Origin of the sequence: Chlamydia sp. 12-01, assembly GCF_042234205.1 — a bacterium.
GTDB lineage: Bacteria > Chlamydiota > Chlamydiia > Chlamydiales > Chlamydiaceae > Chlamydia.
Genome location: NZ_CP114174.1, coordinates 822,368 through 839,923, shown reverse-complemented (window position 1 = coordinate 839,923; position 17,556 = coordinate 822,368). Strand labels below are relative to the sequence as shown.

Below are 17,556 nucleotides of genomic sequence, written 5' to 3'. Positions count from 1 at the left end.
TAATTTTTATTAAGATAGATTAAAATAGCTAAGGACTCGTTTCCGAAAAACAGGATGGTATCTCTCCTCTTTAACAAAGCACTCTGAGGGATATTTCCTACGAAAGCTGTAAATAGAGATATGTTGAAGTTATTATTTCATGTGATGACTCTTGCTGGTCATCTACTCTCCACCCCCATCTATATTGTTCACGATGCCTGTGGCGTCGATAAAGAAGCCCGTGATGCTTGTCCCAAGCCGCGTCCTTTTTCTTTGCAAACACAGTATCTACAGGTAGAAAACGCTGACTTTAAAAAATTACCCAACCAATCTCTTGGTTATCGCCAATTTGATGCGACTTTTCTTTGCACAATCCCCTTAACCTCACAATCAGGAATACTATTTTCTACCGGTTATGTAGGAGCGAAGATCCTTTGGGATAATACTCAACCAGTAGCTGGAGATCCAAATTCTTTAGGATACTATACCTTCCAAGATAAGTCCTATTATAGCTATATCCTATTATCTGCAGGTGCCTACACATTATCCTTAAAAAATTGGCAATGGTCCGCTGTTCTTTCCAGTCTTATCGATCCAGAAAATATTGAAGCGGGTTACGGACTATATCAAGCAGTACTCTCTGGAAAATATCAAGCTACACAACAACTTTCTGTAATTTTTGGTGTAATCAATGAAACAGGATTGCATCAAGAAAAGGCTTGGCCTTTATTAGGTGCTACCTATAAACCTAATGACAAACTCACAATTAACTGTATTTATCCCGTAAACTTCTCCGTAGAGTATAAATGCACCTCTGTGTGTGATTTTGGAGCTGCCTACCGTCTAACACGATTAAGAAAGAAACTTCATACTAATGATCTCGCTTCTTCTGAAGGTATTTTCGAATATCAAGGACGTGAAATCGAAGGTAATGTTAAACTTTGCCCCTGGCCAGGCAGTTTTATTAAGTTATTTTATGGATGGTCAATAGGTAGTGATATTTCATTAGCGGATAGTCATAATAATAATGTGACAAATTATCCTTTTAAATCCTCAGCTTTCTTTGGCGGGTCCGCTATACTTTCTTTCTAAAATAAGAATAAAAAAATTATTATATGATTTTAATATAAATAATTAATTCTAATTAGAATTTCGATTGTACTAAATTTTACAACTATCTAAAATTTTTGCATTCTAATGTAAATGTATTAAGTTCATTTTTAAGGTTAAAATGAATTGCCGTGAAGTTTGTAAAAAAAGCTCACAGATTTATTTCGATTGTACGTTCCCTGAAAGGGTTATTGCACGCCGCTGTCAAAATAAAGCACAGCAATATCCTAAGATAGCGATGACCATTGAGGTAATAGCCTCAATCATTCTTGGGACAATTAAAATTATTACCTTCCCATTAGCCACGTTCTCGGCTTTGGGATTAATCCCTGTTACGTGTATAATTAAAGGAATTTCCACAAGAAGCTGCAGTCATGTTCTTTCCTATGTGGCAGCATGGTTTATCAGTCTTCTAGTTTCAGCTATTATTATTGGTGCTGTTTTTGGTTTAGTCATGATAGCTCCAGAAGTCGTTTTCTTTATGATTGGTATTTGCGGGGCCGTAGGATCTAGTGCTACCCTACTCAATATCCATAGAGAACTATTTTCTTTAAGATCTTTACAATCTCAAGAAAGTAAAAAATCCATAATCTCAGAAGAAAGTCTCTCCCCTCCACCCTCTCCATCTCTAGGTTTCCTTTCTCCTAACCGGAAAAGTTCTTCTGAAACCATAGATCACAAGATAGAAAATCCAGAAAACGGAAATTCTTAATTTTTTATTCCCCGTTTCCACGCTTATCCCTGGGAATCTTTACCTGGTATACGTGAACACCAAAATCTTTACTAAAAATTAACATAGTTAAAAAACAAAACTATCACAACTAAACAACAACTTTTATAATATAAGTAAGTAGTTATGAAATAACGATCTTTATTAAAATGTTATTTCACATCTAATAAAAATAATAAAAATAGAGATACGCGCATGAGTAATCCTATCGATCCTTTAGGACAACCATACCAGCCGGTTCCTAAGAGTCAGGTACCCGTACCACAAACGGGTATTGGGAATCGTATTCGCGCCACTTCAACAGGATTCTTCGGAAGACTTCTCTCTCTTCCTGATCGCAATCCTAAGATGCGCTATGTTTTTGATATTGGGATTATTGCAATTGCCGTTATCTCCATTGTTGGTATTCTTGTCGCTTCTCAAGGACAAGGATTACTGCTATTTGGATTAATCCCTGGACTTATCTTTGGTGCTTTAGGAGTGACTATGCTCATTTCTGATATTGCCAATACACCAAGATCTCAAAAAATCGCCGATACTATTACTGCTGTTCTCTTGCCGTTTATTCTTTTAGGGATAGCTTCGGCTTTAATTGCTTCAGCATACTTCACAGCTGGGGGAAGTACTCTTATTCTTGCTAACCCTCAATTCCTTATGGGCTTTATGACCATAGGTTTGGCTTTAGTATCGTTAAGTAAAGTCACATTCCAGCATTTTAAAACTGAATCTTTAATAAAGGCTCAGCAAAAGGTCATCGAAGTTTCCGAGCAATCTCTAACTCCGAGTATCCCTTCTGAAAAAGATGTAAAACGTGTTTCCCAAGAGAGAAAGAGAGATCTTGCTTCGGATGCTCGACGTAAGCATGATGATCAAGAAACCCGCACGCATACACGTCATCGACACATTTCCAGAGGTTCTCAAGGAGTGCTTCAGCATAGATCTAAAAACCAAATAGCATCTGAACAACCCGATTCCTCCCTAGATCTAAATGACGAATACGATCCTCTTGTACAAGAAGATTTCGCTTTATTAAACGATATCTTTAATCCATTCTCACCCGCATACCAACCTCCTCAATCTGTAGAAGAATCGTCATTTACTGCGCAAAATGTTCCCTTGGGTCAGCCTATTCCTGGTGATCCTAGAGGGATAGGACCTATTACCTCAACACCACGTAAAGTACCTCGAGTAGGAGCTACAGGATCATTACGACCTAAAAATAGAGATGAGGACGAAGAAAGACAGGAAAGAGATCAAAGTTCAGGAGATGATGAGTCTTCAGATGTAGAGAATCCTGACTCACAACGTAAACAAAGTAGAAAAAAGAAAAGAAAGAAAAGTTAGTCTCTTACCAATTTTTCTAACTACGAATAAAAACAAAATGGCCCTCTCGACGTTTCTTAACTTCAAGAGGGCCACTTTTCCCTTAGATAATCAATAGCTTATAAAAAGCTCCTAGAATTTTCAATCATTATTTATCTAATTCAATGAGTAAAAGCTCGTTCACTCTATTTGGAGGAGCTTTTCCTTGGGTGCGCTTCATAATTTGCCCAACTAAAAATCCTAAAGCCTTGGTCTTACCACTCTTATAATCGATAACAGATTGTGCATTAGCACCTAGTACTTCAGCAATAATTGCAACTAAAGCACTTTCATCTGTCATTGGCAACATCTCAGGATGTTCTTTAAGAATATCTTCAGGACTCTTTTCTGGAGATTCCATCATCATATCGGCAAGATCTTTAGCTATCTTTCCGGTAATCACTCCCTTATCAATAAAATTAACAAGCTGAGCTACACTACTAGGAAGAATCCCTGAAAAGGCAAGATTCTTACCTTGAGTTTTACAACGTCCTGCAAATTCTACAGTCACCCAATTAGAAAGAGCCCTATAGTTTTTGCATTCCGTAGCTGCTAACTCAAAGAAGTTGGCAATATGCTTATCACTAATCAAAATAGCGGCGATATCTTCAGCAAGAGCATAATCATGCAAATACCTTTGGTATTTGTCATAGGGAAGCTCAGGAAGCGTATCACGAATTTCATTGATATACGCTTCTGTTAATTGCAATACAGGAAGATCCGGCTCTATGAAATATTTGTAATCTTCAGCACGCTCTTTAAGACGCATCAATACTGTTTTTTTCTTTTCAGGATCCCAACGATATGTTGCTCCAGGAATAACAGTCTTTGGATCTTTACTAGGATTTTCTAAATACGCATCTATCTGTCGGCAGCGCTCTGCTTCTAAAGCTTGTGCCATAAAAGCAAAGGAGTTCATGTTTTTAATCTCTACCTTATTGCGTAGTTCTTCACTACCACGAGGCCGCACAGAAACGTTTACATCGAAACGTACGGAACCCTCTTCCATATTACAATCAGAAATTCCAATGTAATCTAATAGAGATACAAGAGCTGTAGCATAAGCAACAGCATCGTCTGCGCAAAACATACAAGGCTTAGAAACAATTTCTATTAGAGGTACACCGGCCCGGTTGTAGTCCACTCCAGCAAATTCTCCGAAATGTTTTAACATTCCTGCATCATCTTCAATATGCGCCTGGGCAAGTTCAAAATAACGCTCTTCACCTTGAACAATAGCTTTTACATGTCCCCCACGTACTATAGGATGCTCAAATTGCGTGATTTGAAAATTCCTAGGACTATCGGGATAAAAGTAAGACTTTCTATCAAACCGGCTTAATAAAGCTACCTCTCCTTGAACTGCACAACCAAATAAAATAGCCTTTCTTACAGCTTCTTTATTCAATACAGGCAAAGATCCTGGCATCCCTGTACATACAGGAGAAATATTCGTATTAGGTTCATCACCAAAACGATTTCGTGCACAACTAAATAGCTTTGATTTTGTATTTAACTCTACGTGGACTTCAAGACCTATGACGGATTCCCAATCAGCATAAATATCGCTCATTACTTCACCTCTCCATCAAAAAGCTTGTTACATCCTTTAGGGTATAAATTCTTAATTCCTGCATGTTCTTGAAAACTATAGCCTACCTGGCATACCTGCTGGTCCTTACCCGGTTGACCAATCACTTGAAATCCTAAAGGTAAACCCTCTTGAGAAAATCCTGAAGGAACGGCAATGGCAGGCATATAAGCCAAGTTCATGGCAACTGTATAGATATCTTGTAGATATAAAGAGATAGGATCGAGAATATCCCCATCAGCAAATGCAGGGCAGGAACATACCGGCATAGCAATTACATCACATTTTTCATAAGCTTTTTGGAAAGCTTGAATAATTTTAGCACGAATTGCAGTACCTTTTTTATAGTATACACTTTGACGCTCTGCAGATAATACGTAGTTTCCTAAAAGGATCCTACGCATTACTTCCTTACCAAAGCCCTGAACACGAGAAATAGTATAAATATCTTCCATACTGTGAGCTTCTGGAGAACGGTATCCATAACGGATACCGTCAAATCTTGCGAGATTTGTAGCAGCCTCTGCAGAAGCAACTATATAATATACAGAAACAGCATGATGTAAAATATCGAGATCTACATCAACAATTCGACTTCCTTGGCGCTCTAAAACATTCAATGATGCGAAAAAGTTCTCTTTAACATCGTCTCGTAATCCCTCTAAAAATCCCATAGGTACGCCAATTAAATTAGGAACTTCTAGTGATAACGCATCTTGGAAAGACCCTGTGAAAAATTCCCGAGAAGTAGCATCTCTTTCATCCTTACCAGAGAACACATCCATAGCTAAAGCAACGTCTTCAACAACCGTTGTTAAAGGACCTATCTGATCTAATGAAGAACCAAAAGCGACTAAACCATAACGTGACACAGCACCATAAGAAGGTTTGAATCCAACAACACCACAAAATGCTGCGGGCTGACGTATAGAACCTCCGGTATCGGAACCTAAAGCTATAGGACAAAACCTTGCAGAAACTGCAGCTGCAGATCCTCCAGAAGATCCCCCAGGAACACAAGATAAATCCCAAGGATTTTTTGTTGGATGAAAAGCAGAATACTGAGTTGTAGATCCCATAGCAAACTCATCCATATTGAGTTTACCCAAAATAATCCCATCTTCAGCTTCTATACGCTCAACTACAGTAGCATCAAAAGGTGCTATATAATTTTCCAACATTTTAGAAGCGCATGTCGTACGCAATCCCATAATATGGATATTGTCTTTTATCCCTACAGGAACACCTGCAAGTTTTCCTAAAGGTTCTCCTCTTGCACGTTTTGCATCTACAATAGCAGCTTTTTCATAAGCTCTTTCCTGGCAAAGAGAAAGAAAAGCACCTATGTGGCTATCTTCTGTTTCTATTCTACTATAAAAATACTCTGCTATCGCTGTAGCTGAAGATTCCCCGCTAACTACAGCATTTCTTAACTCTAAGGCACTCTTTTGATACATATTCCTAAAACCGCGATCTCTACTTAATTACTGTGGGTACTTTCACTAATCCCCCTAAAGATTCGGGGACATTAATAAGAAACTCCTCACGAGAGAAACTTGAGGCGACGACATCTTCTCTTAAATCTTCAGGACTAATGACATGGGATAGACCAACCTCAATAACTACATCTGTGACATCCATAGAAATAGATGCTTTCATAATGCCGATAACTTCGTTTAAAGAAGTCTCATATTCTTGGATAAGCTCTTCACTTAGTTCCAAAGCCGAGCTTTTCGCTAAAAGTAAAATTTCTTCTCTAGTTACATAGGGTTGTGTCATTTCCTAATCCCGATATTTTATTCTGGTGAAGCTAATGTCCATTTGGAGTTCTTTATTAAAAAAAACTTCTTGCACAACTTAACTCCTTGTACGCAAAAAGTCAATGCCTCCCCAAAAACCTAAAAACAAAAAAAAACTTTATTAAATTATCAAAAAGATTAAAAGATGGAATTAAGTATACATCACTTAGGAGAAAAGCAATGCTAGGCAAACTCGTTCGGGGATTATCCTCTCTTATTGTTGTTCTTTGTGCATTGAACGTAGGAATTATAGGATTAACTCATCATAAAGTAAACCTTATTGCTCGACTATGCGGAGGCGCAAGTACAACAGCAACACAAATCACTTATATTGTTATTGGAATCTCCGGAATTATTTCTTTAATAAGTTTTTGTAGTTGTTGTTCTAAAAAGCATCAAGGTGGAGACTGCTGTACTAAGGGTCATACATCTCATCATTGCGATCCTAAAAATTAGACCTTCTCTTCTCAAAACCTGAGATTTCTTCCTAAAATAATTCTCCTAGTTTTATAGACATCGACGAGAAAATCAAAAGCCACATTATTTTATGTGGCTTTTGATGTTTTTCATTTCCAATACTAAAAGTATTCCTTTCGTTTTTACTCTTCTGTTGTCTCTTGATTTTTTAATTTCTATCTCCTATTGCGTGAATGAATATTCCATATCACCAAAAGAACCTTGTTATGAAGTCTTCCGTTCCTTGGTTGTTAATTTCCTCAGCGATTACACTCCCATTATCCTCTATTATTGCTGCCGAAGATGCAGTGGTAGAAGTTGCCAAACAAAAAGTTTCTCAACCTCAAAATGGAAACGTAAGTTTAGGTCCTACTGATAGCTATCCTGGATCAGGAAGTAATGGAGCAGGATTTACTTATAAAGAGACATCCAACGCTTCTGGGACTATTTATACGCTCACAGGTGATGTATCTATATCCAATGTAACCACAACTCAAGCACCAGCCTCTAACAATCAATCCCAGGCCCAATCAGAACCAACTGCTGAATCTATAGAGGAAAATGGTAGGGAGTCTCAAAACGGCAAATCGAGTAACGAAAAAGATAAGGAAGCAAGAGAGCCTTCAAGTTCTGGAGAAGATCATTCGGGTTCTGAAGATAGTCATCCGAGTTCCGAAGAAAGTCGTTCGGACTCAGAACACAATACAACAGTCTCAGAATCATCTAGGACAGAAGGAGAATCTGAAAGAGATCAATCAAGCCCTGCAGATAGTCATTCAGATGCAGAATCCGGGACAGGAGAACCAACCACTACAGTTAGCCCAGAAAACACCTCTTCTGAACACACAGGAGATACAGTTTCATCGAATTCACATGAGAACGAAAACAACCAAGATTCGGATTCAGAGAGAAGATCTGAAGAAAATCAATCTCATCCGAATACAGAAGATTCAACTCACCCGATCCCTACAGTTGATAATGAAAGTACACCCCCTGAACATAAAGAAAATACAGATGTTGTATCAAATCCAAAAACAGATAGCGAAGGTGATGGTTCGACGATTGTAGAAGAACATTCAGAATCTCACTCAGATACGGAAAACTCAGCATCATCTGATGCAATTACTACTGAAAGCAACTCCATCACTAATCCTACTGAAACCACAGAGAATTCAAATACTGATACAGTAACTGCAGAATCTCTCAGTTCGGCTAAGGCATTGAGAGCTGATGCTAATATTTCAGATGTAAGTAATTCCGAAAGTTCCTCAGAATCCCATAATGGAAATCAAAGTTCTCAAGAAGGAGCTCAGAGTTCTCCTAAAAGCTGTTTCTTAAATACTGTAGGTCCTCTTACTTTTATCGGGAAAGGTAATTCCCTAACTTTCAATAACATCACTATAACAGCTAAAGGAGCTGCTATTAATAATAGTGCTGGATCTACTCTAACACTTTCAGAATTCAACAACCTATCCTTCACTAACTCTACAAACCAAACTCAAGATCAAGCAGATAGCGCAATCTATGTTGGGCCTAAAGCAGCATCTGGAAATGGTGGAGTAGTTCCCGGAGTCGGTGGTGTTCCCGGAGCTGTTGGAGCTTCTGGAAATTCTGTGCATGAGGGTGCATCAGAATCAGAAGTTGCGGCAAGCCTTTGGAGGATATCTTCTGAAACTTCTTCCGATGGTAATAACGGTATAGGTGTTGTAGCTGCTGAAGGTGCCATTCAAAATGATGTTGTTGGTGATGCAGGAGCCGAAAGTGTCGTAGAAAGCTCTCCAGCCATTATTCTTAAAGGAAATGTCAACATCACATTTTCTGGTAACTCCTCTAAAAAAGCTGGCGGAGCTATTAATGTTGACGGTGGTTCAGCAACAATAGAAAATAACACCGGCACATGTACCTTCTCAAATAACAATGCTAAAGAACAAGGTGGAGCTATTTCTGTTAACGGAGATTTCAATATCATTGGAAACAACTCTGTTATTTTTTCTGATAATAAAGCTGCAGTTGTTCCTGCTCCCACAGAATCACCTGAGAGACAAGCTGTTGCTATTGTTTCAGATCAATCAGTTCAAGCACCCGTAACCGGAACTGGTGGAGCCATCTATTGTCTATCAGCTCCTGTTTCTGTACCCGGGAAAAATGCAGAGCAACCTAAGGTTGTTTCTGCAGAGGGAGTCCTTCCTTCTATACAAGCTATATCACTGTCAGCAGATAGTACTCCGAAAGCAAAACAAGGAGAAGCTGATCCTACTCCAGCTGCCGATCCGTGTGTAAATATCTCAGGAAATACTTCGGTTACATTTGATAACAACTCCTCCACTACTAGCGGTGGGGCTATCCATACTAAGAAATTAGTTCTATCTTCTGGTGGAAATATCACCTTCTCTAGCAACTCTTCTGGAAAAGGTGGAGCTATCTTTATTACTGACAGTGGAGATATCAGTATTACTGCTGCTACGGGATCAATTACTTTCCAAGGTAATACGGTTACAGCAGCTGATATAATTACTATTCCTGCAAAATCACAAGCAGGAGCAGAAAACTCCGCTTCAGATGGATCAGTCTCTAGTAACGGACAAGCAGATGTTGCTCAAGCAAACTCTGTTCAACCTGAAAAAGTTTTAGTAGCATTTTCGAATTTTGCTAATAAAGCCGAAGCTAAAGTAGATGCTAAAGCTAAAGTAGATCAAAATCAGAAACCTTCCCACAACGCTATTCATTTAGGTAGTGGAGCTACAATCTCACAATTACGTGCTGGAACAGGACAAACGATTTTCTTTTACGATCCTATTACAACTACAAAACCAGTAGCTGCTGGCGTAGGTTCTGCTGTTGCCGGATCTGCAGTTCCTTCAGGACATTCCATAATTGTAAGAGCCGCCGCCGCTGCTTCACCAGGAGCTGGGGCAGCTGCAACACCTAAAACTCCTCTAAAAATCAATGCTCCTGATGAACCAGCTCCATCAGAAAAAGAGGCTCCTATTGAAGGAGTAGTAAAACAAGCTACCACTTACAACGGTACTATTGTATTCTCTGGAGAGAAACTCTCAACTGAAGATGCTAAGAATCCATTGAATGCCTTAAGTGTTTTCAATACTGATGTATCTCTTGAGGCAGGAACTCTTGTTTTAAGAAGAGGAGCTGGCCTGCTTGTAGACTCTTTTATACAGCAAACAGGTTCTTTAATCATTATGGATGGTGGAACATCAATTATAACAAATGTTCCTGCTTCTAATCCGATTACTAAAGTTGCCGAAGTGCCAGCAGTTCTTAAGAATGTAATTCCTGTTGTAAATGCATTCTCTAAACCAGATCCGAAAGTTATATCTCAGTTAGTAGCTTCCTCTTTAATGAACTTTAAACAGAGAGGTCCTTTAGCAGCAGCTCCTGCTGTTCCTGCAGTACAAAATAATCCAGATGGATCAATCGTAATTAATAATCTTGCTGTTAACCTAGATTCTTTAGGTGAAGGTAAGATGATCACACTTGCTGCTACAGGAACAGGAAATGTTACTTTAACAGGAGATTTGAAATTCCAAGATAGCAGTCAGAACTTCTATGATAATCCTTTATTAAACAAAAACTTCTCAGCAAATATCTTGGATATTTCAACAGCTACTGGTGGACAAGTAAACACTGAAGGTTTCAATATGATCCCTCAGGGTTCTACGAGCTCTAATGTTGGTTATCAAGGAAATTGGGAAGTTGTTAAGAAAGAAGAAAATGGAAAAACTTATTTCGAACTTAAATGGATATCTGCAGGTTACACACCTACTCCCAATCGACGTGCAAGTTTAGTTCCTAACAGCTTATGGTGCTCTGCTATTGACATTCGTGCTATTCAACAACTTGTTGAAGTTAGCACTCAAGGTGAAGACTTTCATAAAGGAATATGGATTTCAGGAATCTCTAACTTCTTCCATAGAGACTCTATGAAAGTTCAAAAAGGATTCCGTCATATTAGTTCCGGATATGCTGTAGGATTAAGCGCACAACCTATCACTGATAAAGTGATTGATATCGCTTTCTGTCAAATGTTTGGTAAATCTAAAGATTACTATCTTGCAAAAACTAGATCGCATATCTATGCGGCATCTATCCATACAAAACGCGAGAAATTACTCAACCACTACAAACTCTCGAATAAGAAAGGTTCTATCTTTACCAAACTTCCTGAGCAAATTCCTGTTATCTTTGATGCACAACTTAGCTACAGCTTGAGTCATAACTCTATGACTACAAAACAAACTCCAAAACCTTCATCAAGAGGTAAATGGAATAACCATTGCGTAGCTGGTGAACTTGGAAGCTACCTTCCTATAACTATTGATAATCCAATAATCGAAGAGCTCTCTCCTTTCGTGAAACTTAATGTTGTCTTCGTACAACAAGAAGATTTCAAAGAAACTAAAGGAGGAGATGCTAATAGGAATTTCCAAAGTGCACACTTTGTAAATATTTCCCTACCTATCGGTATAAAGTTTGAAAATATAAACAAATACAATATTTACAACATCAGCCTTATCTATCAACCTGATATCTATCGTGATGCTCCAAAATCTAAAGTGTTCTTACCTTCTGTAAACACCTCATGGTCTACTGGAGCTACAAACTTAGCTAGACAAGCGTTAATACTCGATGGTTCTAATCATCACCATCTAACAGATAACTTCGAAGTCTTCTGTCATGGAGCCTTCGAACTACGCGGATCTTCTAGAAATTACAACCTCGATCTAGGAGGCAGATACAAATTCTAAAACTCCGCCCTCTCTGAAACGACAAGGCCTCTTACCAAAAATGAATAAAACATGTCAAGTCTTTTCTGTATTAGACTTGCTTTCTTTTGTACTAATGAGTATTTAACGAAACTGTTTTTTTCATTTCACCACAAGTGTATAAAATGAGGCCTTCTTTATATAAGATTTTAATATCGTCAACTCTGACGGTACCATTATCTTTTCACTTCTCGCAATTACATGCAGAAGTGGCTTTAACTCAAGAGTCTATTCTCAGTCCGAATGGAGCATTCAGTCCGCAATCTACAGACACTGCGGGAGGAACTACTTATAACGTCGAGAGTGATATTTCGATTGTAGATGCGGGACAAACGGCAGCTCTTGCTACCTCTGCTTTTGTCCAAACTACAGCTGATCTAACTTTCAAAGGAAACGGACATAGCCTATCCATAGAAAACGTAAACTCCGGAGCAAATCCTGGAGGAATTAACGTTTCTACCGCAGACAAGATTCTCACTCTAACAGATTTCTCTCAGTTGAGATTTACAAAATGCCCAGACGCTACAGTGGCTTCTGGTAAGGGTGCTATGACTTCTGGAGGAGCATTAAATTTAGCAAACAACGCTAGTGTGCTTTTTGATCAGAATCACTCCGCTGAAAATGGTGGAGCGATCTCTTGCAAAGCTTTTTCTCTAACTGGCTCGAGCAAAGAAATCAGCTTCACCATTAACACAAGTGCGAAAAAGGGGGGTGCGATTGCTACCACAGACGTTACTGACCTATCAGACAACCAAGGATCAGTCATATTTTCTGGAAATACTGCCATTAATTCTGGAGGAGCACTATATGCAGAAAAGACTACGACTATTGCAGGAAACAGTTCTGTTACCTTCAGTAACAATTCAGTTTCTGGAGCAAACGATGGCTGCGGTGGAGCTATCCATTGTAGCAAAACAGGTAATACACCGGTCCTTACTATAAGAGATAACAAAGTCTTGATTTTTAAGGGAAATACTTCTGCACAAAAAGGTGGGGCTATTTATGCCGATAAGTTCTACTTAACTTCAGGCGGTCCTACATTATTTACCGATAACAACGTTATCCATGCCACACCTAAAGGTGGTGCAATTGGCATTTCTGGAAACGGAGAGTGTAGTTTAACAGCTGAACATGGGGATATTACTTTTGAAAATAACCTCGTGACCACATCCAATAATTCTACGGTAAAGAGAAATGCGATTACCATTGAAAATAATGGTAAATTCATCAATTTACGTTCTGCTTCTGGAAACACGATTACTTTCTACGATCCTATCGTTTGCGAGGGAGCTTGCGCCGATCTTCTCACTTTGAATAAAGCTGAAGGTGATAAGGTCTACAACGGGAGAATTATCTTTTCTGGAGAAAAGCTCACCGAACAGCAAGCTACTGTTGCCGACAACTTAAAGACAATATTCACACAACCTATAACTTTAGCAGCTGGTAATCTTACTTTAAGAAATGGTGTTACAGTAGAAGCAAAAACTGTTACGCAAACAGAAGGTTCTCAAATTCTTATGGATGCAGGAACGAAGCTGTCAGCGAAAACAGAGGGTGTTACGCTGACAAACATAGCTATTAATCCGAATTCTTTAGATGGGAAAAAACTAGCTATAGTAGAAGCTGTAGCAGCAGGAAAGAATGTTGTTGTATCAGGAGTTATTGGTGTCATTGACCCTACAGGGAAGTTTTATGAAGATCATAAGCTAAATGATGCATTAGCTTTAGGAGGAATCCAATTTTCTGCAAAAGGAAGTGTAACAACAACAAATGTACCTAGTGCGACTATAAACACTCCTGGGACACATTATGGATATCAAGGAAATTGGTCCATCTCTTGGATTAAAAATGATACATCAGACCCCAAAACACAAACAGCAGTCTTTAATTGGAACAAAACAGGATATATTCCAAATCCTGAACGCCGCGCTCCCCTAGTATTAAACAGCCTTTGGGGATCTTTCATGGATGTACGTTCTATTCAAGATGTAATGGAACGTAGCGTAGATAGCATTCTTGAGACACGTCGCGGTCTTTGGGTTTCTGGAATTGGAAACTTCTTCCACAGAGACCGAAACGCAGAAAATCACAAGTTCCGTCATATTAGTTCGGGATATGTATTAGGCGCTACAACGAATACCTCTAGAGAAGATACTCTGAGTATAGCTTTCTGTCAGCTCTTTGGAAAAGATAAGGACTACCTTGTTTCGAAAAACGCTGCGAATATCTATGCAGGTTCTATCTACTACCAACATGTAAGTAAGTTTGATGATTTAACACGATTATTTAACGGGCCTAACACTTGTTGTTCAGGATTCTCTAAAGAGATTCCTATTTTCTTAGATGCGCAAGTTACTTATTGCCATACTAGCAACAATATGACAACAACCTATACAGATTATCCTGAAGTTAAAGGCTCTTGGGGTAATGATACTGTTGGTTTAGCATTATCAACTAGCGTTCCTATTCCTATATTTACTTCTTCTATTTTTGATAGCTATGCACCATTTGCAAAACTGCAAATCGTTTATGCTCATCAGGAAGATTTTAAGGAACCAACAAGAGAAGGCCGTGTTTTTGAAAGTAGTGATCTTCTCAATATTTCTGTACCTTTAGGTATAAAATTTGAGAAACTCGCCTTTGGAGAAAGATCGGCTTATGACCTTACATTGATGTATGTACCTGATGTGTATCGTCATAATCCAAGCTGCATAACAGGTTTGGCTATCAATGACGTTACTTGGTTAACAACAGCTACGAATCTTGCTCGACAAGCTTTCATAGTTCGTGCAGGTAACCACATTGCCTTAACATCTAAAGTTGAGATGTTCAGTCAATTCGGTTTCGAATTACGAAGCTCTTCAAGAAACTACAATGTAGATCTTGGAGCTAAGGTTTCTTTCTAAAAAGCACCCCCCTGCCCAGATATGGGCAGGGCTTCTTTCTTTTCAACACTCTCAATCCCCTTGACTTTTAATTATTTTTATGATCGGGTAATGCTATCTCAATTCACCCAGAGCATGAAAACATGAAACACCCAGTTTACTGGTTCTTAATATCTTCGGGGTTGATAGCTTCAACTTCATTGAGCTTTGCAGAAGCAACTCAAACAACCCTAGGACCCACAGACAGCTATAACGGAAACACTGCAGGAAATGCAGAGTTCACACCAAAATCGACTACCAATACAGAAGGAACGATTTATACATGTACTGGAGATGTGTGTATTGCTTATGCTGGAGGAACAACAGGACTTAGCTCTAGTTGTTTTACAGATAGTCAAGGCAACTTAACTTTTACAGGAAATGGGTATACCCTTTGTTTTGAAAATATCAATGCCGGAACCAGTCACCCCGGAGCCATTAATGTCAGCGGTTCTGATAAAACCCTAGATATTAATGGGTTTTCGTCATTTTCATGCTCTTTCTGTCCTCCTAGTTCTATAAAACAAGGAGCTATCAAATCTACTGGAGCAACAACTTTTAATAGTAATTCGAAAATTCTATTCCAAAAAAATTGCTCAAACGAAAACGGTGGGGCCATTACCTGTAAAGGATTCACATTAAAAGGGACTTCTTCCTCTGCTAAATTCACAGGAAATAGCTCTCAAAAATCAGGGGGAGCTATTTATTGCATTGACACAACAAGTAATAACGCAGAATTAAAACTCTAAGGAAATTCCCAACTAATTTTTTCAGAAAATTCGGCAAATACTAGCGGTGGAGCCATTCAAACTAATAAGCTGACCATCAAATCTAACGGACCTACCATTTTTTCTAATAATTTTGTAACTAATTCAGCACCTAAAGGTGGGGCTATTTGTATAGCTGATACAAGTGGTGAGTGTAGTCTATCTGCTGACAACGGAAATATTATTTTCGATGGCAATAAATTAATAACAACAGGTAGTAGCGGTTCAATAAAAAGAAATGCTATCGATATAGGCACCTCGGGTAAATTCACTCAATTAAGAGCTAAAGACGGTTTTGGTATTTTTTTCTATGATCCTATTACAGGCACTGGAGATGCCGATACAACTTTAGATATTAATAAAATAGAAGGAACTACAGTTTATTCAGGTGCCATTATTTTCTCCGGAGAAAAATTAACGGCTGAGGAAAAAGCAGTTACTGAAAATCTTCAATCTATATTTAAACAACCTATAACACTATCAGCCGGCGCTCTTGTACTTAAAGATGGTGTTTCTGTTACAGCAAAAACAGTAACACAAACAGCAGGTTCTTCTGTTATTATGGATGTAGGAACCTCCCTAAAAGCGTCTACAGAAACCATAGCTCTTACTAATTTAGATATCAACGTCGCCTCATTGGGGGGGGGGGGGGTACTCCCGCCAAACTTGAAACAACAGCAAGCAAAACTATATCCGTTTCAGCTGTTAATCTAGTTGACTCTGACGGAAACGGCTACGAATATCCCGTGTTCGCTGCAACACAATCTTTCTCGACAATAGAAGCCAAAACCAACAACAGCACAATCACTCCACCAACAACCAATCTAACTAACTATGTCCCTCCTACCCATTATGGCTATCAAGGAGATTGGACTGTTACATGGGCAAAATCTAATAATAATGCCACACAAACAGCTACATTTGATTGGAAACAAACCGGTTACCTTCCCAATCCTGAACGTCAAGGACCTTTAGTTCCTAATACATTATGGGGATCTTTTTCAGATGTACGAGCTATTCAGAATCTTATGGACGTTAGCGTCAATGGTGCTGATTACCAAAGAGGCTTCTGGGTATCAGGGTTGGCTAACTTCTTACATAAAAGTGGGACAGAGACAAAACGTAAGTTTCGTCACAATAGTGCAGGATATCTATTAGGAGCCTTTGCTAAAACGCCTTCTGAAGATATCTTCAGTGCTGCTTTCTGTCAGTTGTTTGGAAAAGATAAAGACTATCTTGTATCTAAAAACAGTTCGAATATCTATGCAGGCTCTATCTACTATCAGCATACCTCCTTCTGGAGCGCTTGGGATAGATTGCTGCAAAACACTATCGGTGCGCAAGCTCCTTTAGTCCTCAATGCACAACTAACCTACAGTCATACTTCAAATGATATGAAGACTCATATGACTAAAAAATATGCTCCCGGAAAAGTCATCTACCCAGAGATCAAGGGTGATTGGGGTAACGATTGCTTCGGAGTAGAACTCGGCGCTGTTGTGCCTATCGACTCTCAGTACTCTACCTTATTTGATATGTACTCACCTTTCTTAAAGCTCCAGCTTGTCCATGCTCATCAAGAAGACTTTAAAGAAAACAGCAGCAGTGAAGGAAGATACTTTGAGAGCAGTAATCTTACAAACATTGCTATGCCTATCGGTGTGAAGTTTGAGAGATTCTCTGCAAATGATAGTGCTTCTTACAACCTAACTCTGGCCTACTCACCAGATATCGCAAGAAGCAACCCTGATTGTACAACGTCTCTGCTAGTTAGCCCCACCACAGCCGTTTGGTTAACTAAAGCGACAAACTTAGCTCGACAAGCCTTCATCGTAAGAGCTGGAAATTATCTTTCCTTTAGCCAAAACTTTGAAATCTTCAGTCAGTTCGGTTTCGAGCTCAGAGGCTCTTCTAGAACCTACAATATAGACCTCGGATCCAAAATCCAATTCTAACTCACCTCCACCTCCCCTGCCCCCAACACGGGGCAGGGCCTAATTAGGCCCTCTGACAATGCTGATATTATAAATAAAAAGAACCTCTATCATATGAGAGAG

The 17,556-nt window shown here is 39.0% G+C and carries 9 protein-coding genes and 1 pseudogene; 7 read left to right on the top strand and 3 right to left on the bottom strand.

Annotation, left to right across the window (positions count from 1 at the left end; all coding sequences use genetic code 11):
* Positions 1 to 120 precede the first annotated feature (120 nt).
* The 3 genes from O1W69_RS03615 to O1W69_RS03605 all read left to right on the top strand — a co-directional run bounded on the left by O1W69_RS03615 (position 121) and on the right by O1W69_RS03605 (position 3,163).
* Positions 121 to 1,071, top strand: a complete 951-nt coding sequence (locus O1W69_RS03615) for a hypothetical protein (protein ID WP_375793202.1) — start codon at positions 121 to 123, stop codon at positions 1,069 to 1,071.
* A gap of 139 nt (positions 1,072 to 1,210) precedes the next feature.
* Positions 1,211 to 1,801 carry a DUF5422 family protein gene (locus O1W69_RS03610; protein ID WP_375793201.1) on the top strand — a complete coding sequence of 197 codons (591 nt, stop codon included), beginning with the start codon at positions 1,211 to 1,213 and terminating at the stop codon, positions 1,799 to 1,801.
* A gap of 213 nt (positions 1,802 to 2,014) precedes the next feature.
* Positions 2,015 to 3,163 carry an IncV family inclusion membrane protein gene (locus O1W69_RS03605; protein WP_375793200.1) on the top strand — a complete coding sequence of 383 codons (1,149 nt, stop codon included), beginning with the start codon at positions 2,015 to 2,017 and terminating at the stop codon, positions 3,161 to 3,163.
* Positions 3,164 to 3,290: 127 nt separating this feature from the next.
* Here the strand turns inward: O1W69_RS03605 and gatB are convergent, their stop codons facing one another.
* Genes gatB through gatC form a run of 3 tightly spaced genes read right to left on the bottom strand, consistent with a single transcriptional unit; the run spans position 3,291 to position 6,551 of the window.
* Positions 3,291 to 4,754: an Asp-tRNA(Asn)/Glu-tRNA(Gln) amidotransferase subunit GatB gene (gene gatB / locus O1W69_RS03600; RefSeq protein WP_375793199.1), complete on the bottom strand. Its 1,464-nt coding sequence runs from the start codon at positions 4,752 to 4,754 to the stop codon at positions 3,291 to 3,293.
* Complete coding sequence (gene gatA / locus O1W69_RS03595) at positions 4,754 to 6,229, bottom strand: Asp-tRNA(Asn)/Glu-tRNA(Gln) amidotransferase subunit GatA (RefSeq protein ID WP_375793198.1); 1,476 nt, start codon at positions 6,227 to 6,229, stop codon at positions 4,754 to 4,756. The genes gatB and gatA overlap by 1 nt, the downstream gene beginning before the upstream one ends.
* Before the next feature lie 19 nt (positions 6,230 to 6,248).
* On the bottom strand, positions 6,249 to 6,551 hold the full coding sequence (gene gatC, locus O1W69_RS03590; protein WP_332381200.1) for an Asp-tRNA(Asn)/Glu-tRNA(Gln) amidotransferase subunit GatC: 303 nt from the start codon (positions 6,549 to 6,551) through the stop codon (positions 6,249 to 6,251).
* A gap of 200 nt (positions 6,552 to 6,751) precedes the next feature.
* On the opposite strand from gatC, the gene O1W69_RS03585 reads away from it, so the two are divergent.
* The 4 genes and pseudogenes from O1W69_RS03585 (at position 6,752) to O1W69_RS03570 (ending at position 17,454) form a co-directional block, all read left to right on the top strand.
* A complete protein-coding gene (locus O1W69_RS03585; RefSeq protein ID WP_375793197.1) occupies positions 6,752 to 7,027 on the top strand; it encodes a DUF378 domain-containing protein in 276 nt (91 codons plus the stop codon).
* A gap of 227 nt (positions 7,028 to 7,254) precedes the next feature.
* Entirely contained in the window at positions 7,255 to 11,790 is a 4,536-nt protein-coding gene (locus O1W69_RS03580) for a polymorphic outer membrane protein middle domain-containing protein (protein ID WP_375793196.1), read from the top strand.
* Positions 11,791 to 11,933: 143 nt separating this feature from the next.
* Positions 11,934 to 14,714 (top strand): autotransporter domain-containing protein, encoded by a 2,781-nt coding sequence (locus O1W69_RS03575; protein WP_375793195.1) that lies wholly within the window; start codon positions 11,934 to 11,936, stop codon positions 14,712 to 14,714.
* Between the two features lie 122 nt (positions 14,715 to 14,836).
* Positions 14,837 to 17,454 (top strand): annotated as a pseudogene (locus tag O1W69_RS03570) (autotransporter domain-containing protein).
* The last annotated feature ends 102 nt before the right edge of the window (positions 17,455 to 17,556 follow it).